Origin of the sequence: Bacillus sp. 7884-1, from assembly GCF_002272245.1 — a bacterium.
Lineage (GTDB): Bacteria > Bacillota > Bacilli > Bacillales > Cytobacillaceae > Neobacillus.
The window spans coordinates 15124-35383 of sequence record NZ_NPDD01000078.1 but is presented as its reverse complement, the minus strand read 5'-3'; the positions used below and the strand labels follow the sequence as shown (position 1 = coordinate 35383).

General features: G+C 38.1%; 16 protein-coding genes. 9 read left to right on the top strand and 7 right to left on the bottom strand.

The features are described from left to right. Positions 1–9: 9 nt before the first annotated feature. On the bottom strand, positions 10–1248 hold the full coding sequence (locus tag CHI06_RS10430) for an amidohydrolase family protein (RefSeq protein ID WP_095248482.1): 1239 nt from the start codon (positions 1246–1248) through the stop codon (positions 10–12). Between the two features lie 69 nt (positions 1249–1317). Further along, positions 1318–2895, bottom strand: a complete 1578-nt coding sequence (locus CHI06_RS10425; RefSeq protein ID WP_095248481.1) for a glutathione ABC transporter substrate-binding protein — start codon at positions 2893–2895, stop codon at positions 1318–1320. A gap of 340 nt (positions 2896–3235) precedes the next feature. Here CHI06_RS10425 and CHI06_RS10420 point away from each other — a divergent pair, with 340 nt between their 5' ends. The 8 genes from CHI06_RS10420 (at position 3236) to ncs1 (ending at position 11385) form a co-directional block, all read left to right on the top strand. Next, a complete protein-coding gene (locus tag CHI06_RS10420) occupies positions 3236–4090 on the top strand; it encodes an ABC transporter permease (protein WP_257009235.1) in 855 nt (284 codons plus the stop codon). Positions 4091–4105: 15 nt separating this feature from the next. Next, positions 4106–5026, top strand: coding sequence for a nickel ABC transporter permease (nikB, locus tag CHI06_RS10415; protein ID WP_095248479.1), 921 nt, complete (start codon positions 4106–4108; stop codon positions 5024–5026). 20 nt (positions 5027–5046) lie between these two features. Then, positions 5047–6066 carry an ABC transporter ATP-binding protein gene (locus tag CHI06_RS10410; protein WP_095248495.1) on the top strand — a complete coding sequence of 340 codons (1020 nt, stop codon included), beginning with the start codon at positions 5047–5049 and terminating at the stop codon, positions 6064–6066. Continuing rightward, the gene (locus CHI06_RS10405) at positions 6066–7058 is read left to right on the top strand and encodes an ABC transporter ATP-binding protein (RefSeq protein ID WP_095248494.1); all 993 of its coding nucleotides are present in this window, start codon (positions 6066–6068) and stop codon (positions 7056–7058) included. Before CHI06_RS10410 ends, CHI06_RS10405 begins: the two co-directional genes overlap by 1 nt. A gap of 102 nt (positions 7059–7160) precedes the next feature. After that, on the top strand, positions 7161–7910 hold the full coding sequence (locus CHI06_RS10400) for a sensor histidine kinase (protein WP_095248478.1): 750 nt from the start codon (positions 7161–7163) through the stop codon (positions 7908–7910). Between the two features lie 17 nt (positions 7911–7927). Further along, complete coding sequence (locus CHI06_RS10395) at positions 7928–8620, top strand: response regulator transcription factor (RefSeq protein WP_095248477.1); 693 nt, start codon at positions 7928–7930, stop codon at positions 8618–8620. Beyond that, a complete protein-coding gene (locus CHI06_RS10390; RefSeq protein WP_095248476.1) occupies positions 8617–9930 on the top strand; it encodes a sodium:solute symporter family transporter in 1314 nt (437 codons plus the stop codon). The genes CHI06_RS10395 and CHI06_RS10390 overlap by 4 nt, the downstream gene beginning before the upstream one ends. A 12-nt stretch (positions 9931–9942) precedes the next feature. Then, the gene (ncs1, locus tag CHI06_RS10385; RefSeq protein WP_095248475.1) at positions 9943–11385 is read left to right on the top strand and encodes an NCS1 family nucleobase:cation symporter; all 1443 of its coding nucleotides are present in this window, start codon (positions 9943–9945) and stop codon (positions 11383–11385) included. Positions 11386–11451: 66 nt separating this feature from the next. On the opposite strand, the gene CHI06_RS10380 is transcribed toward ncs1, so the two are convergent. From CHI06_RS10380 to CHI06_RS10360, 5 genes are all read right to left on the bottom strand, one after another. Further along, on the bottom strand, positions 11452–13026 hold the full coding sequence (locus tag CHI06_RS10380) for a glutathione ABC transporter substrate-binding protein (protein ID WP_095248474.1): 1575 nt from the start codon (positions 13024–13026) through the stop codon (positions 11452–11454). A gap of 310 nt (positions 13027–13336) precedes the next feature. Beyond that, a complete protein-coding gene (locus CHI06_RS10375) occupies positions 13337–14560 on the bottom strand; it encodes an amidohydrolase (RefSeq protein WP_095248473.1) in 1224 nt (407 codons plus the stop codon). 75 nt (positions 14561–14635) lie between these two features. Then, positions 14636–16195: a glutathione ABC transporter substrate-binding protein gene (locus CHI06_RS10370; RefSeq protein ID WP_095248472.1), complete on the bottom strand. Its 1560-nt coding sequence runs from the start codon at positions 16193–16195 to the stop codon at positions 14636–14638. Between the two features lie 116 nt (positions 16196–16311). Beyond that, positions 16312–17781 carry an amidohydrolase family protein gene (locus CHI06_RS10365; protein ID WP_095248471.1) on the bottom strand — a complete coding sequence of 490 codons (1470 nt, stop codon included), beginning with the start codon at positions 17779–17781 and terminating at the stop codon, positions 16312–16314. Positions 17782–17784: 3 nt separating this feature from the next. Beyond that, positions 17785–19290: an amidohydrolase family protein gene (locus tag CHI06_RS10360; RefSeq protein ID WP_095248470.1), complete on the bottom strand. Its 1506-nt coding sequence runs from the start codon at positions 19288–19290 to the stop codon at positions 17785–17787. Positions 19291–19502: 212 nt separating this feature from the next. On the opposite strand from CHI06_RS10360, the gene CHI06_RS10355 reads away from it, so the two are divergent. After that, entirely contained in the window at positions 19503–20204 is a 702-nt protein-coding gene (locus CHI06_RS10355; RefSeq protein ID WP_095248469.1) for a response regulator transcription factor, read from the top strand. Positions 20205–20260: the final 56 nt, after the last annotated feature.

The window sequence follows — 20260 nt, the reverse complement described above, 5'->3', positions numbered from 1 at the left end:
ATTCCTCCTTTAAACTTGAACTGGATTGGATTCTGTTAACTTACTTTCAACCTTTTTCCCTTTGAAAAATAATGCTTCCACTGCTGCTCTCCTTGCGACTGCTTCCGCTGAACATGATGCGTTTACCAGCATCATAGTAGCTTCATCGCCAACCTTTGGCCAAACGCGCTCTCCTTTTTCATTTAGCGGAGTAACTCCACCTGTTCCAAATTTCAAAGCAGTTGCAAGAGAATATTCATCAGACATACGGAATCGTTCAGCAAGAGTTCCTAGCTTTTGAATCGTATTCCCAGTGCCAAAAGGTGACCAGTGATCCGTAATACTGTCATGGCCAACAGATACTGAAATACCAAACTTATCAAGAGTTGGTATCGGAATGGTTGCACGATTAACTGGTACTGTAGTCGTTACATCAATCTCTTGTTCTTTTAAAATAGCAGCCATTTCATTCAGTGCTTCTCCCTGAAGATCTGCTAATGCTATACCATGACTGATGGTAGCTCTGCCTTTTAGGCCGGCTTCTTTCGTATAATGGGCCATTCTTTCAAACGTAAATGCTCCTAGAGTGTTTGGATCATGTAAATGGATATCGACACCTTTATTGTTTTCAACAGCAATTTCAAATATCGTATATAAAGATTTTTCAATATTTCGATCAACTGTAGCAGGGTCAACTCCGCCAACAAGTGTTGCCCCATTCTTCATCGCATCTCGAATCAATTGGACAGAGTCACTCTTCAACAATCCATGCTGCGGAAAGGCAACGATTTCATATGTAAGAACATCCTCGTATTTTTTCAAGGCGTTCACTGTTGCCTCTAGATTTTTAAGACCTATCACTGGGTCCACATTACAGTGGGTCCGAATATGGGTATGTCCATTTTTCAAATACAGTTCAATCATTTTCTCTGCACGTTCCTGTGCTGTCGGCAGGAGTTTGGGAAGTAGTTCTTTTTCCTCTTCTAATCTAGTAAAAATACCATTTGTGATTGGAGTACAAGCCTTCCAAGGTCCGCCGTAGTAGGTTTTATCGATGTGAATATGCATATCTCTTAATGATGGGAGCAGCAATTGTTGATTTGCATCCATTTGTTTTACATCAGAATCAGGTAATTCCTGCGTGATTTCGGTAATTTTTCCATCCTCAATTTGCAAGTGGCAAATTTCCGTCTCGGTACCAGCAATACGATGATTTTCGTATTTAAAACCCTTTTCTAAACGGACATTCGTTAGCCAAAAAGTAGTCATTCCTATTCCTCCTATTATGAAAATTAGGAAAAGTACTTTTTTTCAAAAGTACTTTTCCCTTTGATTCCTTTACTTAATAACTACATCATCAATCATTAGATAGTTTGCAGCATTTAGCCAAAAACCACTTACGTTTTTACTATGAGCAGCCATGTGCTCGTAGTTACGGATTGGAATATAAACTGCTTCGTCAATTTCCATTTGCATTACTTCTTCGTAAAGCTTTAAACGTTTTGCTTCAGCTGTTTCTTTACGTGCTGCTTCAATCTTTTGGTCTACCACTGGATTACTATAGTAGAAATGGTTTCCTGCAGGACCCTGTGATGCAGAGTGGAATAAATTATACTGATTGTAGTCTCCGTCACCTGTTGCATTACCCCAGCCGCCGATAAATAAATCATGCTCACCATTATTGGCCATTTCTATATATGCACCATATTCCATTACTTGAATTTTTACATTTATGCCGATACCTTTTAATTGAGATTGAATAACTTCAGCCATATTAATACGTTCTTTTCGATCGCTAGTTAACAATGTAAGCTCAAGGCCATTTTCATAACCTGCTTCTTTTAACAATTTCTTAGCTTCATTTAAATCATAGTTGTATGGCTTAACTTCTTTACTATGTCCATAAACCTTCGGACTCATTGCTACGTTTGCCAAAGTTCCAACGTTATTGTAAACACCTTTAATAATTGCTTCTCTTTCAATTGCATGGCTGATTGCTTTACGTACTTTTACATCATCAAACGGTTTTTTCTTTGTGTTAAAACCAACATATTCTACAGCTAGTCCCTCTGTACGATACAGACCCATTGTTTCAGATGCTTCAATTCGTTCAATTTCAGTAACAGGAACTTGGTCATTTATGTGTGCTTCACCCGTTTCAATCATCGCAAGACGGGTAGCATCCTCTGGAACTACCTTAAATACAACACCATCAATATTTGGCTTTTTGCCCCAGTAATTTTCATTTTTCTTTAATGAAATTTCCTGACCGCTCTTCCAAGCTTCAAATACAAATGGACCTGTGCCAACTGGATGCTGCGCTAAATTTTCAGGATTTTCAGCTAAAGCTTTTGGACTTAGGATGCTTCCTTCCTGACTTGCCAAAATGGATAATAGGGGTGCATATGGGTAGGCAAGCGATAATTGAACCGTATACTCATCTACCACTTTCACTTCTGTAATCATCGAGAATTTCTCACGCTGCGGCGATCCTGTATTAGGATCTAATAAACGATCAAATGTTGCTTTGACGGCCTCAGCATTAAAAGGTGCTCCATCATGGAATGTTACATCATCTCTTAATTTAAATTCCCACGTTGTATCATTTACTACTGTCCACTCTTTTGCAAGAAGCGGTTGAATTTTAAAATCTTTATCTGGTACTACAAGTCCTTGATAGACTTTTTGATAAACTACATTTGCTGATGGGATATCCGTAATAAAATGTGGATCTAACTTGGTTGCATCAGAAAGTCGAACAACATTTAATGTACCGCCTTGTTTCGTCCCCTCTGTTTTACTTGCTTCTTCGTTAGAAGAATTTGATTTTGTCGAACAAGCTTGAGCCACCATTAGTATTAAACCAATTAAAACTAATAGTAAGCCCTTTTTTATGGATCGTTTTTTTCTCTCCATTTTCGTCTCTCCTTTGTTGTTGTTTATTTACATTCTGAATTTAAAAGGAAAAGTAATTTTCATACCTCCTTCGAAATCCTTATCTGAATTATAGAAGATGATGAACTGGAATATTTACAGAATATTTACTAAAATTTTAAGTATTTTGACAAACAATTTAAAAAATATTTACTTTCCTATAAATTTTGATAATTTTGTACATAATCCCAAAAAAAATAACAGTATCTGAAAGGAGGATATGGCAGCTAGAAACGACTTCATTCTTTCAAATAAAAATTAAGGAGGGTTTTACATGACACTAGAAGCAAAAACAGAACAACCAGTTATCATTACACAAACAATGAATCACCCTAAAGAATCTAAAATAAAAGATTTCTTATCTATTTTAACAATGAATAAAGCGGCAATGGTCGGTGCAATCATCATTCTTTTCTATATTTTTGTTGCACTCTTCGCACCATTACTCGCTCCCTATGATCCATACGAAATTAAATTAGAAAATAAATTAATACCTCCCTCAGCAGATCACTGGATGGGTACAGATGATAAAGGAAGAGATATTTTAAGCAGAATCCTATATGGTTCCAGGCTTTCGATGGGAATTGGAATTACTGCCGTAATCTTTGGTGCCTTTTTTGGAATTATTTTTGGACTTATCGCAGGTTATTATGGAAAATGGATCGATTCCACCATCATGAGGATCATGGATATTCTCTTAGCATTCCCTGGAATCTTACTTGCTTTAGCCATTATTAGTGCACTTGGCCCAGGTCTAATCAATGTAACGATAGCCGTTGGCGCCTACTCTGTTCCATTATTTGCCCGGATTGTCCGCGGCTCGACCTTAGAAGTGAAACGACTCGAGTATATTGACGCCATCCGCTCACTAGGAGCGAATGATTTAACGATTATTTTTAAACATATTTTACCGAATATTCTTTCACCTATTATTGTACAAGGAACACTAAGACTAGCTACAGTCATTCTTTCAGCAGCAGGTTTATCATTCCTTGGTCTTGGTGCGCAGCCACCATCTCCAGAGTGGGGAACGATGTTAAGCAGCGGCAGAGATTTCCTATTCTCTGCACCTTATATCGCCATTTTTCCAGGGTTGGCCATTTCCATATTAGTATTAGGTTTTAATATTTTTGGTGATGGATTACGTGATGCATTCGATCCGAGAATGAAAAAATAAAGGAGGTTGATCAACATGTTGATGTTTATATTACGCCGTTTAATGCAAACCATCCCGGTAGTTATAGGGGTAACATTTGTGGTGTTCTTTATTATGCAGCTTGTACCGGGGGACCCAGCCGTTTTGCTGGCTGGTGAAGGTGCTTCAAAAGAAACGATTGAAGACTTACGGGAGCAACTAGGATTAAACAGACCGCTTTTCGTACAATATTTTGATTATTTGATAAACGTCTTTCGGGGAGATTTCGGGGTTTCACTTAAAAATAGCCAGCCTGTCCTTGATGAAATATTAGTCAGATTACCGATTACAATTGAGCTTGCTTTTTTTAGTATTCTAATAACAATCGTTTTAGGAATGGCTGCTGGTATTATTTCAGCGATTAAGCCCTATTCCCTAAAAGATACAACGGTTATGATCGTAGCTCTACTAGGTATTTCATTACCAAGCTTTTGGTTTGGATTAATGTTAATGTATTTCTTCTCAGTAAAACTGCAAATCCTCCCTGTTGCCGGTTGGGACAGCATCCTTCATGTTATTCTGCCTGCTCTGACATTAGGTGCGGGTGGAGCGGCCATTGTAGCGCGAATGACGAGATCAAGTATGCTTGAAGTTATTGGCCAGGATTATATCCGTACAGCTCGTGCCAAAGGAGTACGTGAAAGTGTGATTATCTATAAGCACGGGTTACGGAATGCGTTAATTCCAGTCATTACAGTAGTTGGATTACAATTTGGCGCTTTGCTAGGCGGAACGGTTCTTGTTGAATCAATCTTCGCTATTAATGGACTAGGAAGAATGATTGTTGACTCGATTCGAATGCGGGATCTACCAATGGTTCAAGGCGGGGTATTAGTTGCCTCTCTCGTTTTCGTCGTAGTGAATTTGCTTGTCGATGTCCTTTACCGATTCTTTAATAAACGAATTGAATTAAATTAAATTAACAGGTGGTGAATATGGTGGCTGAATATAAAAAACCTATATTAGAAGTAAAAGGATTAAAAACACATTTCTTTACAAAGCGCGGCGTAAGTAAGGCGGTTGATGGCATAGATTTTACTTTGCATAAAGGGGAAACCTTAGGAATTGTCGGTGAATCAGGATGTGGAAAAAGTATAACATCTCTTTCCATTCTGCGTTTAATCCCCTCCCCTCCTGGTAAAATAGCTGGCGGACAGGTTCTTTATAAAGGAAAAGATTTAGTGACAATGTCTGAAGATGAAATGAGAAAAGTACGTGGAAATGAAATCTCGATGATTTTTCAAGAACCGATGACATCATTGAATCCAGTTTTACCGGTTGGTGAACAAATTGCAGAAGCGTTACGATTGCATCAAAAAATGGGTCGTAAAGCTGCATGGGAAAAGGCAGTCGAAATGTTAAAGCTTGTTGGTATCCCTTCCCCGGAAAAAAGGGCAAAACAAGAGCCTTTCCAATTAAGCGGCGGAATGCGTCAGCGTGTCATGATTGCTATGGCACTTGCATGTACGCCTGAGGTATTAATTGCAGACGAACCAACAACAGCATTGGATGTAACCATTCAAGCTCAGATCCTAGAGTTGATTAAAGACTTGCAAAATAAGCTTGGTATGGGCGTCATTATGATTACCCATGATTTAGGCGTAGTGGCGGAAACTTGTGATACAGTAGCTGTCATGTATGCAGGTAATATTATCGAACATGCACCAACCGAGAAAATTTTTGCAAATCCAAGACACCCTTACACACAAGGTTTACTAGACTCACTGCCAAAAATTCATGAGGACCAGGAAGAATTACAAACAATTGAAGGCAGTGTTCCAAGTCCTTACAATATGCCCTCTGGCTGCCGATTTGCTTCAAGATGTCCTCTTCAGCAACCGATATGTCACGAGCAGCAGCCAGAGCTCATTGAACAAAATGATGGTGTAAAGGTTCGCTGCTGGATGTATACTGATCAATGGACAGAAAAAGTTGCAAAAGAGGAGGCTGTAAAATGATGCAGGCTGTAGCAGACAAGAAAGTATTATTACAAGTAGACCATTTAAAGCAATATTTCCCTGTTAAAACAGACTCTCTTTTTAAGCCTAAAGCCTATGTAAAAGCAGTAGACGACATCTCCTTCAAGCTATACGAAGGAGAGACTTTAAGTATTGTAGGTGAATCTGGCTGTGGAAAATCCACAACAGGCCGTGCGATTTTAAGACTTGATGAACCTACAGATGGAAAGGTTTATTATTCAGGGACAGACATTTTAGGATTAAATAAGAAAGAAATGAGAAAGCTTCGAGGGGATTTACAAGTAATATTTCAGGATCCTTTTGCTTCTCTTAACCCGAGGCAAACCGTTAAGCAAATTTTAAATGAAGCCATGTCCATCCAGGATGTAGTGGAAAAGTCAAAAAGAATGGACCGAATGCTTGAACTTCTTGGCTATGTCGGGCTTCCTCAAGAGGCACTTGACCGCTATCCTCACGAATTTAGCGGCGGTCAGCGTCAACGAATTGGGATTGCCAGAGCCCTTGCAGTTAATCCTAAACTAATAATATGCGATGAAGCTGTATCGGCCTTGGATGTATCTGTTCAAGCACAAGTCTTAAATCTACTAAAGAAACTGCAAAAGCAATTTGGACTTACCTTTTTATTTATCTCCCACGACTTGAGTGTAGTCAGACATATTTCTGATCGGGTCATGGTTATGTACCTTGGGAAAGTCGTTGAGATTGCAGATAAAAAGGATTTATTTGATTCACCTCTTCATCCATATACGAAGGCACTATTATCATCGATTCCTGTCCCAGACCCGGTTATAAAACGGGAGCGTATACTCTTAAAAGGAGATGTCCCCTCCCCTATTAATCCGCCAAGTGGCTGCCGTTTTCATACTCGCTGTCCTTTTGCTACTGAAAAATGCAAGGTGGAAGAGCCAGTCATAAGGGAATTAGGAACGAATCATTTTGTAAGCTGCCATTATGCAGAAGAAATGATGTAAGAAAATATTTTCAAAAGAACTGAAAATACTATAGAATATTATATTAAAAAAGGGAGCATAAACAGCCCCCTTTTTTCTACATCTCTAGGAGAATCCCAGACCATGTTAACTGTTGAAACTTTCTCCCTTTATATCATGATTGCTTCCCTTGCACCTTTGCTAGGGGCTTTTACATTACTATTTTTATTTATCTTTGAAAAACGAATTGACCTGCTAGAAAATCAAAAAAGAGAAATTGCCTTAGAAAGAGAACTGCAAACCGCACTTTATAATCAATTAAATCAAGAAATACAGCCGCATTTCTTTTTTAATACGTTAAATTCAATCTTAAGTTTAGCAAGGCTCGATCGAAAAACAGAATTAATCCAATCGATTGAAACACTGTCCAAGCTGCTTAAATTTAAGTATCAAACAAATAACACCTTCATAACGGTTGATGAGGAGTTAACCTATGTAAATTATTATTTGGAAATACAAAAAATCCGATTCAGGGACAGGCTGCATTATGAAATTTCAATCGACCCAGATGTATATGAAGCCATTACGATACCTTTTTTAATACAAACCTTTATCGAAAATGCATTCAAACATTCTTTTGAAAAATATATTGGCGAAGCCTTCTTAAAAACAACGATTAAAAAAAAGGGAAAGGCAGTCCACATTACAGTATGGAACAGCTCCCCTGACAGTCGTGAAGAACTGCCTCATGTAAGTGGACTAGGTTTAGAGAACATTACAAAAAGGCTGGATCTTTTATTTCCTACTGGCCAAACGTCGGTACAATTAATCAATTCAGACGAGGGGTCAAGCGTTTTAGCTATATTCCCGTTTGTACTTAAGTCAGAGATTTAAGGTAGGTGCACATTTATATGAATATCCTGCTAGTGGATGATGAGCCGCTTGAACTAGAGCAGCTTGAATATCTAATACTTAAAAAATTTCCAACTTGGAAATTTTTCAAAGCTCAAGATGCTTCCAAAGCGCTCCAAATTGTAAAGCAGCATGACATTTTTCTTGCTTTCCTTGATATCCAGATTCCAGGGAAATCAGGTTTAGAATTGGCAAAAGAGTTAACAAGCTCTTATTCCATGGACATTATTATGGTTACTGCTTTTCAAAATTTTGAATATGCTCAGACTTCGATTAGGCTTGGTGTTGTTGATTACATAACAAAACCAATCATTGAAGATGAATTAATGGCAGTGTTAAGCAAGTATGAACGATTGGGAAGGTACTCCGAGCAAATTGTAAATGCGTTAAAAATTATTCACCAGGAGTATAGTGATAAATTATCGCTAAATTATTTAGCTTCGAAAATTCATATTAACCCTGCTTATTTTAGCAGGAAATTTCAAGAAGAAGTTGGGATTGGTTTTTCTGAATATTTAAACGAATATCGGTTAAAGCAAGCTCAAAAAATGCTTATCGAATTTCCCGATTTGAGTATCAGTACCGTTTCAGAAAGATGTGGATTTAACAGCCAGCATTATTTTAGCCAAATCTTCCGCAAAATGACAGGACAGTCACCAAGGGACTATCGCTTAAGGGAGACATTCCATTGAAAAGAAGTAACTATCAAACTTATATAAGCGGTGCCATTAAACTTGGGGTCAGCTTTGGTGTTGTTAGTTTATTGGCACGATGGGTGACTGGAAATACAATCCTTTCCTCACCGGAGACATTGATAAAATACGGTCTAGTCGGCGGATTTGGCTATTCTCTTGTAGGGGCCCTATGCTTTATCTTATTTGGTTTTTTGGCAAAAAAAGTTCATGATGAGTACTCTGACCAAAAAACCATAGGGGATGTTTTAAGACAAAAATTAACGCCAAGTGGATATTGGTATATGATTTCGATATTATTTTTAACAAGCTTTTATTCTATATTTATTCAGGCGATGGGAGCTGGAATTCTCATCTATACCATTTTTCCATTTCCTGACTTTATCGGTATATTTTTCTTTTTAACCATTTGCTATTTTATTGGAGGAGTCGGCGGGATGCAGCACCTTCATCAACTTGCAGGTGTAAATGTCACCGTAATTTTTGCAGCTGTCATCATTATTCCTGTTTTCTTTTTCATTCAGCAAGGGATTTATCCCATCTATGACGGCATTAAGCTATTTCATCCCTATTTATTGTATATAAAAAACGAGGATGCCATTTGGTTTATTGTCACAGCGTTCTTTGTTTTTTTTGGTCAAATTTTAGTTGACCGGGCCACCTGGCAAAGATTATTTATCCTTCAAAAGGATAAGGTACGCATTACCTTTACCTTAACAGGCTTGATATGGGCAACCATCCCTCTTGCTCTATCTTCCCTATTGTTGATATCTATCTTTGGAAGAAGCTTTGAAAATGTTTATACGTTATTTTGGGAGCTAGTCGACAAAATTCAATCGACCGTACTTATTGTCTTGTTTGCCCTATTTTGTTTTAGTGCAATTGCATCAGCAATCAGTTCAGAATTACACGCAACAACAAGCCTTTTTGTAAGAAATGTAATGGAATTGATTCGTCCACTTACAGAATCTGAACAATGGAAATATAGCTATATTTTTTCTGGGACAATATGCGTATTATTACTAGCAGCCGTCAGTATTCTTACGCCAAGCCCGCTAACATTGTTATTTTTCTTCGGGAATATTTATGCTGCGATAATCAGCCCGATGCTTTATATTATTCTAAGCAAAAACGTACAACCTTTCATCATCCCCTTTTCATCTTTCATTGGGGCTCTTTCTGGCTTAATATTTCAACAAGTAAGTAATGACTTGAAATCTATTTGGCTTAGTTTTGCGGTATCAACATTTATTTGTTTAATTATCTTTCTGTATAAAGCAATAACTAAAAAAAGAATACAGGAAATTTAGGGGGAGGTACTATTGGGACAAAATCATGCCCAGCTTGGTGATAAATCCAGACTTAGCCCAGATTTATTACCTACAAAATCTGAAGCTAGAACGTGGAAGGTCAGTCATTTTTTCTCAATTTGGATGGGATCCGTTCATAACGTCCCATCCTATGTAACGATTGGAGGGTTCTTTGCCCTTGGTATATCTATTTGGCAGGTTTTCTTTATCATTATGTTCTCTTCCCTCTTACTGGCTGTGATGATGGTTCTGAATGGACATGCTGGCAGTAAGTATGGAATCCCTTTCTCCATTTTGCTCCGTTCCAGCTATGGGATGAAGGGTGCACTATTTCCCGGAGTCCTAAGAGGTGTTATCGCCGCGATCATGTGGTTTGGTCTCCAGACTTACGCTGGCAGTCTTGCAGTCACGATTTTAATAGGGGAATTTTTGCCTGCTTATTTAACTTTGGGCGGAGAATTTAACCTTTTGGGTCTAAACCTGCCAGGGCTCCTATCCTTCCTACTTTTTTGGATGATAAACGTTTTATTTATTTTTGCAGGAATGGAACGATTAGGGAAATTAACGAAGATTGTTTCCCCTTTAGTTTTTGTTGTTTTTGGGGGAATGGCCATCTGGTCTATTAATCTTGCCGGAGGAATTGCTTCTATATTAAGTTATAGTGCAAAGGGAGCAGAGGGAAATAATTTATTCATTTTTATGACTTGTGTGTCTGCGATCATGGCAACATGGGTTGCACAAATTTTAAGTGTAGCTGATGTAACGAGATTTTCACGCTCTAGTAAAGAACAGACAATCGGACAAATTTCCGGTTTGGTTATCACTTACTTGTTATTTGCTGTGGCAAGCATTACGATTATTGTCGGCTCAGAGATTGCATTCGGAGTCCCAATTTGGAATGTCTTAGATGTCGTTGAAAGATTTGATAGTAAATTTTCTATTGCCCTTTCATTGACGACGATTTGCTTATCAAGTTTATCCGTTAATATAGTTGGAAATATCATCCCTGCTGGTTTTCAACTGACTGCTCTTTTCCCAAAAAAATTAAATTTTAAGACAGGAGCTTTAATTGCAGCCATCATCGGAATTCTTATTATGCCCTGGAAGCTGATGGAAAACCCGACAAGTATTTTTACCTTTTTAAATATTGTTGGCGGTCTGTTAAGTCCGGTAATCGGTGTCATGCTGACGCATTATTTCCTAATTTGTAAAAAAGAAATTAATATACATGAGTTATATTCTTTTAACGACAATCATATATCACAAGGGACTTATCTCCCCGCAATGCTTGCAACAATCATTGCAGGTTTAATAAGCTTAACGGGAAATTTTGTACCCCTGTTCGCTCCGTTAACGAGTATTTCATGGTTTACGGGAATATTTCTAGCCATTCCTTTATATCTAGTTTTATTTTACGCTAGTAAGCTAGTTGAATTAAAGGCAGTAAAAGAATAGAAAAAAGAGGCTGATTCGAATGGTTGTCATCTAACAACCATCAGAACCAGCCTTATTGATTATTCGTTATTTAATTACAACATCATTAAGTTCTAAATATCCAGCCGCACTGATTCTAAAACCATCCACATTTTTTGATATGGCTGCTAAATTTTCTATAACGCGTACAGGAATATAAACTGCCTCTTCCATTTCTATTTCCTGTGCTTTCGCGTAAAGCTCCATACGTTTTTCTTGATCTTCTTCTTTACGGGCAGCATCTATTAAACCATCAACCTCTTTATTACTGAAGAAAAAGGTATTACCTGCTGATCCTTTTGAAGCAGTATGAAAAAGATTATATTGGTTATAATCAGCGTCGCCAGTTGCGTTTCTCCAGCTGCTGATAAACATTCGTGAATCTCCCGTGTTTCGCTGCTCAACGAACGCCCCATTTTCCATTACCTGTATCTCTACAGCAACACCGATCGCTTTCAATTGTGATTGAAGTACCTCTGCGAGGTTTATTCTTTCCTTGGCATCCATGGTCAGCAATGTTGTTTCAAAACCATTTGGATAGCCTGCTTCAGCCAGCAATTTTTTTGCTTCATTAAGATTATATTCATATGCCTTCAACCCAGCATGAAACCCAAATACTTGGGATCCTAATAAAGAATTCGCTTTCTTTCCAATATTATTAAAGACTCCTTTGATAATCGTATCCATTTCAACAGCGTGCGAAATAGCTTTTCGTACACGAACATCATTAAATGGTTCTTTTTCAACGTTAAAGCCGATATATTCTGTTCCAAAACCTTCGCTTCGATAGACCCCTATTGTTGACGAAGCTTCTACTGTATCCTTCATCGTTACAGAAAGCGGTTCAGCAATATGGGCTTCGCCTGTTTCTATCATCGAAATTCTTGTTGTTTCTTCAGGCACAATTTTAAAAACAACTTTTTCTACCTTCGCTTTATTACCAAAATATTGCTCGTTTCTAACTAATACAATTTCTTGACCTGGAGTCCATGATTCAAATGAAAAAGGTCCCGTTCCATTTGGTTCATTAATCATGTTGTTACCGGACTTCTCAATTGATTTAGGACTAATAATCCCGCCTTCATGACTGGCTAGGATGGAGAGTAATGGTGAAAATGGCTCACTTAAGATGAATTGAACGGTATAGTCATCGATGACTTTCACTTCATTTACCATTTTAAAAACACCTGCTCTCGGTGCTCCTACATTCGGATCTAAAAGTCTATTAAAATTAGTTTTGACTGCGTCTGCATTAAATGGTGATCCATCATGGAATTTCACATCATCTCTTAATTTAAATTCCCAAGTATGACTATCAATCTGTTTCCACGACTTAGCCAATAGAGGCTGGATTTGTGCATCTTTACCCCTTCCTACCAATCCTTCATAAACTTTTCCATGAGTTATACTTGCTGCATTGATTGTATTCATAAAATGGTGATCCAAATTCTCAGCGTCTGATAAACGGACGACTACTAAAGTACCACCAGACCTCGCAATATCCCCTTTTTCATTTTTATTGGAGCTGGCGTTTTTATTTGTAGAACAACCAGTAATGATCATTACCATTACCATTAGCAGTACTAGAATAAGCCTTTTTCCGATAGTTAATTTTTCTTTCATCGACTCTCCCCCTCGTTTTTCTTTAGTTTTCTCACTAATCTAAGTATAAGGAATATTCAAATTATTCTCTTCGAATATCTTTACGTTATTTTTCGTTATCTTTACCTCTTATAATAAAAATTCAATAATAAAAGAGGATGTATATAATTCATCCCCTTAATCTATAAACTTCTTTTAAATGAATTGGCTGTGTTAAACTTGTCTGTTGATTTCCGCTCCAGGTGCTTCGCTCCAATCAACAGAGTGACCAAAATCAACAATTAGCTTTCACACAGCCAATCTATAAAATCCTGTTAAATTAAAAAGATAATTAATGTAGAGATTCGAAAACTATATTACCTTTGTAGATAACTGTTTTACGTTTTGCCCGCCTTGCCACCGCTTCAGCAGTGCAGCTGGCTTCAACTAGAACCATACTGGCAGCATCACCTGCTTTTGGCCATAACTGATTCCCCTCTTTGTCTAATAGAGTCTTTCCACCTGTAATATACTTTAATGTTTGTCCAAGTGAAACTTCATCTGTCCATCTGAAACGTTCAAGCAAACGTCCTGCTCTCTCCAGTACATCACCATTACCTGTCGGCCACCAAGAATCATAGATATTATCGTTCCCTACGGAAACTTCAACTCCACATTCAGTTAAAAGGTTAACCGGTGGAATGTTCCGCCCGATTGGAAGGCTGGTGACAATCGAGATACCTGCTTCCCTTAAAATCCCTGCCATTTCGATTGCTTCTTCTTTTGAGACATCCCCAAGTCCAAATGCATGACTGACTGCTACTCTTCCTTCCCAGCCAGCTTGCTTGGTTAAGTAAGCAAGTCGTTTCATTGTGAAAGTTCCTAAATGACCGGGGTCATGTAAATGCAAGTCAATATCAGCATTCCCTTCAACAGCCAAGTCCAGTAACTGTACTAATGAGGCTTCGATATTATTATCTACCGTTGCCGGGTCAACCGCCCCCACAATCCCTGCTCCGTTTCTCAATGCTTCTCTAACCAATTTTACAGTACCAGAACGCAGCAGGCCATGCTGGGCAAAGGCAACTATTTCTGAACTTAACCTATTAGAATATGTTTCAAGTGCCAGCCCCACACCTTCTAAATTGTGCAATCCTGCTTCCGGATAGATATCCACATGTGTTCTTACATAGGTTGAGCCATAGGACAATAAAACATCCAGCAAAGCTTCTGCGCGTTGCTGTGTACTGGAAGGTATAGAAGCTAGAATATTTTTTTCAATTTCACATCGTTCAATAACGCCTGAAGCGGGGATACAAGCCCGCCAGTTCTCCCCCATATAAGTCTTATCTAGATGAACATGCTTTTCAATAAATGAGGGAAGCAGCAGCAAACCAGTTGCATCCAATACAGGTAAATCATTTCCGACAGACTCTGCTTCTTTGATAATTTTTTCTATCCTGCCATCCTCTATTAATAAGTGAAAAAGCTCTGTTTTTGTTCCTGTTACTCTATCATTTTCTTTTATATAACCCGTTTCTAGGCGGGCATTTGTTAACCAATAGGTACGGCTCATAATAAAACATCCTTTCTATTACTTTTACAAGATAAAAGGGCGTATCCCACTTGGATATCCCTCTTATCTTTTTACCTATTTAATTGAAACATCATTGATTTCTAAATAACCTGAGGGACTAATTCCAAAACCATCCACATTTTTTGCTACAGCTGCTAGATTTTCAATTACTCTAACTGGAATATATATTGCATCTTCCATTTCTAATTCTTGTGATTTCGCATACAGTTCGATTCGTTTATTTGGGTCTTTTTCTTTGCGCGCAGCATCAATTAAACGATCAACCTCTTGATTACTATAAAAGAAGGTATTGCCAGCTGCTCCTTGAGAATTAGTATGGAAAAGATTGTATTGATTGTAATCGGCATCGCCGGTTGCGTTTCTCCAGCTGAGAATAAACATTTCAGAATCCCCGCTGTTAGCTTGCTCAACAAACGTACCGTACTCTAAAACTTGTATATTTACTTTCACACCGATTCCTTTTAACTGTGACTGAATTACCTCTGCCATATTGATTCTTTCTTTACTATCCATTGTTTTTAATGTTGTTTCAAAGCCATCAGGATAGCCGGCTTCTTCTAGCAATTTCTTTGCTTCATTAAGGTTATATTCATATGCTTCCATATCAGCGTGGTAACCAAAAACCTTTGATCCTAATAATGAATTCGCCTTTTTACCAACATTATTGTATACGCCCTTTATAATCGAATCCATTTCAACAGCATGTGAAATGGCTTTACGTACACGGATATCATTAAATGGTTCCTTTTGGAAGTTAAAGCCAATATATTCCGTTCCAAATCCTTCACTTCGGTAGACCTCTACTTTTGACGAAGCTTCTACAGTAGACATCATCGGTACTGAGAGTGGCTCAGCAATATGGGCTTCCCCAGTTTCGAGCATTGAGATTCTTGTCGTTTCTTCTGGTACTACTTGGAATACAACTTTATCTACATTAGCCTTTGTTCCCCAGTATTCCTTGTTCTTAATAAAGACAATTTCTTGTCCAGGAGTCCAGGATTCAAAAACAAAGGGACCCGTACCATTTGGTTCATTAATAATTTCTTTACCAAACTTTTCAATCGCTTTTGGACTGATAATACCGCCTTCATGGCTTGCTAGAATAGAAAGTAATGGTGAGAATGGCTCCGATAAAATAAATTGAACTGTAAATTCATCCACTGCCTTCACTTCTTTTACCATTTTAAATACAACTGCTCTTGGTGAACCAACATTTGGATCCAACAGACGATTAAATGTCGCTTTTACGGCATCTGCATTAAAAGCTGTTCCATCATGGAACTTTACATCTTGTCTTAGTTTAAATTCCCATGTTAAATCATCCAGCTGTTTCCATTCTTCTGCAAGTAAAGGCTTAATTTCGGCATTTTTATCACGCCCTACAAGCCCCTCATATATTTTGCTGTGGGTCACACTTGCCGCGTTAATCGTTGACATGAAATGATGATCTAAGTTCTCAGCATCCGATAAGCGGGCAATGACTAGTGTACCGCCATCTTTTTTTGCGGTACCGCTGTTATTATCCTCTGTGCTGACATCCTCTTTAGTTGAACATCCAGTAATAACGAATGCTAATAGCATAACTAGTAAAAATCTTCCTAATCTCCATTTCATGGACCAAAACCCCCTGAATATTTTTATATGCATTTGTCTAATTATAAGAAATATTCAGACTACTTGTTTTTAAAATATTTACTTTATTTTTCAATATCTTTACTACTTGAAAAAAATTAAATAAAATCCACTATCTTAAAGGATGAAGGAAGCAGTTCATTCTCGGGAAGCTGTTGATAATCTCTTTCCAAATATCCTTTTTTCATCTTATTAAAATACTTTTGACCCTTGGATTTAATTTCTTCTAAATCTAGGTTAGGAATGACTCTATCCTTCATAACTACCCTGCCGTTAATGATTGATAATTTCACGTCTCTTCCTGACCCGCTTGCAATCATTGTACGAATCGGGTCATCTATCACTCCCATATGGAAGCCGTCCAAATCTATTGCTATGATATCTGCCTTTGCACCTGCTGTAAGTCTGCCAAGGTCCTCCCTTCCAAGAAAATTGGCTCCTCCAATTGTTGCAGCTCTAAATAAATCAGCATAGGATGAGTCCTTTACTTCTTTTTCAATCAGCCTGGATAGCATACTGCCTGTTCGGATATTTTGAAACATATCTGGTGGAAATGTATCCGTACCTAGTGCTAAATTGATTCCTGCCCTTTTGTATTTTGCAAATGATTCTAAAGCAGAACTATGCCTTCCGATGATTAAAGGACAATGGATAACTGTTGTATTGGTTTCAGTTAGCAGCGCTCTATCATCGCCATCGCCGGACTCCGCTTCACTATAACCAGCAATAAAATGGGCGTGAGGAATTCCAGTTTTTGGACCTAAAAAGCCAAGATTATACAAATAACGAATTGGGGTTACCCCATATTTTTCTAAAATTGTGTGATATTCAAAGCTTCCTTGTGCTGCATGAAGTTTGATAGGAACATTTAACTTTTCACTATAATATTTAGTCAGTTTCAGACTTTCTTCTGTTTGACTCTCAATTCGTTCAGGTGCCAACATGCCTTTAACCAACCCATCATAGGCACCATCAAATTCTTCAACAAACTTAACGGCACGCTCAAGCCCTGCTCTCCCTGCATCTTCATCCCAATAAAGTTTGATTGTTCCATCTGGCTCCACGACTCTAATTCCAGATTGATAACTTGGGCCTAAGTAAATCCTTAGTCCTAATCTGCTTGCATGATTGGCTGCTGTGGCTAATTCCTCATATGTCTCTGCCCATTTTTTATAAAAAACAGATGTAATCGGCATCGCAGTAGTCACCCCATGAAGAATCAACTGAGAATAGGCATACAAGGATTTAAATGCTTCTTCCTCCGCTGTCATAACTTCATGATGACCATTTTCAACATAACTCTTTGACCAGAGCAGATTTTTCTGTTTGTCGCTAGTTGCTTCTAAATGCAGGATATCATGATCAATATCACCCAGTGCATTTAAATCGATAAATCCTGGACTAATGACTGCGTTCCCAGCATCAATAACTTCATCCACTTTTCCAGAGTAACTTTTACCTACATAAATAATTGTATCGTTTTCATATACAACCTCTGAATCTTCTAAAATTACATGATCATCCCCATCAAAACCAATCACATATCTTCCCTTAAGTTTTGTTACCATTTATTATTCTCCTTTCAGTCTAGTAATACTATAATCTTCTTCGTTATATCTCTTTTCATCAACATAACCTCGTGCATGCCCCCAAAAATATTTGGAGGGTTCCATATACTTCCTAAGTCCTGCCCGCTCGATTGTTGAATGGGCCTCTTCATTTGCCTCATACAACACTGTTCTTTCATCAACGGTATGAACTTTTCGTCCTTCCATAATCACCTTTCCATCGACAATCACATGGTCGACATCATTAGCAACTGCTTGATATACCAAGCGATGGACATGCATAAATTCTGGAGTTAAGTGGGGCTGATTAAGGTTCACGGTAATGACATCGGCTTTTTTACCAATTTCAAGAGAACCAAGTTCGTCATCCCAGCCTATACATTTGGCTGCATCAATTGTTACCATTTCTAATAGTTTACCAGGAGGCAAATAAAATTCATCTCTTAGGGCAGATTGGTGCACAAACTGCGTTTTTCTCATCGCTTGAAACATATCAAAGCTTGTACATGGTGATGTACCATCGGTAGAGATAGCCACCGTTGCACCCAATTCAATTAACTCAGGTACCGGAGTTCTCGCATTAGCCTGAGTTATGCCTGGGGAGGCACTCACATTCGTACCTGTATCCGCTAAAATTCGTGCCTCGTCGAATGAAATTCCACGGCAGTGCTGAAGGTGAACATCTGGTCCTAGCAAGGCGTTTTCCCAATCCTTGACTGCCAGATGAATCATCCCGCCAAAGGCATCAGAATGGATCCGTGTTTGATACTTTCTAGCAATCTCACGAATTCTCTTTGCTTGATATAGGTCATGCTCTGTTAACCCATAAAGCCTGCCTGGAGATGTTGGGCCTGATGGTTCAACTGAGGTAACGATCACAAAAGGAGTTATAAAGGCACGTGTTCGGTCTTCATTAGCATGATTCAATGCTTCAATAACTGCTTCTGCACCTTGCAGCACTTCCTCGTACGTTACTTCTTTCGTAATTCGTTTACCATCCACCCAGCGGCTGAATAAGTGTGGCCATGGCGGATTACAAGGGCCTGTACAAACAACCTCTCTTACACCAACCTCTGCGTATGCTCTTGCATGATTGATCGCGAAGATCGGGTCATCAGACCGCGGCATCGACCCTAAAACAGATACACCTGTTGTGATCCCGGCTTTTAATCGTTCTAGTGCAGAGAGTTTTCCTTCGTAATACCAAAAATCATCGGTCACAAAATGTTTATAGGTATTGGTCATAATTTGCATCCAAAAGTCATTATCCATTGCAATGGTCTTGAACATAGAGTGTCCGCCATGTCCGTGAACATCGATTAATCCTGGTAAAATACACTGATGGGTGCAATCAATCACTTTTTTTGCCTCATATTTTAATGCTAGAATTTCTGTTAATCCAATATCTAATAGTCTGCCATCATTAATAGCAACAGCACCATCTTGAAGAATCCGCCTGCTGGCATCCATTGTGATTACAGTACCGTGAATTAGCAGCAAATCAATCATTTTTCTTCCTCCTTTTCTATCAATTCAGGTGTGTTTTACAATTTTGATTAATAGCTTAATTATAGGAAATGGTAAATGAAATTATTTTCGGAATTATTACTCTTTTTTAAACTTTTTCTACTTCTTTTCCACCTCATATTTACTTAAAATATCCTTTTGTTTAAATTGAATGAAAGAACTGCATGGGAAACTTTACAGAGGGGCTGCTGCAAATGAATGTCTTATTACTTGATGATGAACCATTAGAGTTAGAACAATTAGAATACTTGTTGCTATCTGAATTTCCTTCATGGAAGTTTTTCAAGGCTTCCGATGCGAGTCAAGCACATTCAATTAATCTAAGTCATGAAATTGATTTGGCTTTTTTAGATATTAATCTTCCAGGAAAATCGGGCCTTGAATTTGGGGAGGAACTGCGACAAAGCAATAAAGATGTGGAAATAATCATGGTTACTGCCTGCCAAGATTTCAGCTATGCTCAGCAATCCATTAGAATTGGGGTTGTTGACTATTTAACGAAGCCTGTTATAGAGAGGGAACTATTAACAATTTTATCAAAGTATAAAGAAAATCAGTTTTCTCAAAATTATTCAAGCTTAATCCAATGCTCTCTGAAAGCCATTCACGAAAAGTTTGCAGAAAAGATCTCACTTTCTGATATCGCAAGTGAAGTTCATGCTAACCCTACCTACCTAAGTCGTAAATTTCATGAAGAAGTAGGCGTTGCTTTTTCGGAATATTTAATTCAATATCGAATCCATACGGCGAAACAGATTCTAATTGCTCACCCAAACTGGACTATATCTGATGTAGCAGAAAACTCAGGATTTAGCAGTCAAAACTATTTTAGTACTTTATTTCGAAAAATAGAGGGAAAATCGCCAACAGAATTTCGGGAGAACGAAAAAAGGTAAATATCAATAGTAAGAACAAAGTCCGGCACTGTTTTACTAAGTGCCGGACTTTTAAT

Coding starts and splice junctions, on each gene's coding strand:
- CHI06_RS10425 (WP_095248481.1), bottom strand. CDS start 2,895: ATGGAGAGAAAAAAACGATCCATAAAAAAGGGCTTACTATTAGTTTTA.
- CHI06_RS10370 (WP_095248472.1), bottom strand. CDS start 16,195: ATGAAATGGAGATTAGGAAGATTTTTACTAGTTATGCTATTAGCATTC.
- CHI06_RS10400 (WP_095248478.1), top strand. CDS start 7,161: ATGTTAACTGTTGAAACTTTCTCCCTTTATATCATGATTGCTTCCCTT.
- CHI06_RS10420 (WP_257009235.1), top strand. CDS start 3,236: ATGAATCACCCTAAAGAATCTAAAATAAAAGATTTCTTATCTATTTTA.
- CHI06_RS10405 (WP_095248494.1), top strand. CDS start 6,066: ATGCAGGCTGTAGCAGACAAGAAAGTATTATTACAAGTAGACCATTTA.
- CHI06_RS10360 (WP_095248470.1), bottom strand. CDS start 19,290: ATGATTGATTTGCTGCTAATTCACGGTACTGTAATCACAATGGATGCC.
- CHI06_RS10365 (WP_095248471.1), bottom strand. CDS start 17,781: ATGGTAACAAAACTTAAGGGAAGATATGTGATTGGTTTTGATGGGGAT.
- CHI06_RS10375 (WP_095248473.1), bottom strand. CDS start 14,560: ATGAGCCGTACCTATTGGTTAACAAATGCCCGCCTAGAAACGGGTTAT.
- CHI06_RS10430 (WP_095248482.1), bottom strand. CDS start 1,248: ATGACTACTTTTTGGCTAACGAATGTCCGTTTAGAAAAGGGTTTTAAA.
- CHI06_RS10380 (WP_095248474.1), bottom strand. CDS start 13,026: ATGAAAGAAAAATTAACTATCGGAAAAAGGCTTATTCTAGTACTGCTA.
- CHI06_RS10355 (WP_095248469.1), top strand. CDS start 19,503: ATGAATGTCTTATTACTTGATGATGAACCATTAGAGTTAGAACAATTA.
- nikB (WP_095248479.1), top strand. CDS start 4,106: ATGTTGATGTTTATATTACGCCGTTTAATGCAAACCATCCCGGTAGTT.
- CHI06_RS10395 (WP_095248477.1), top strand. CDS start 7,928: ATGAATATCCTGCTAGTGGATGATGAGCCGCTTGAACTAGAGCAGCTT.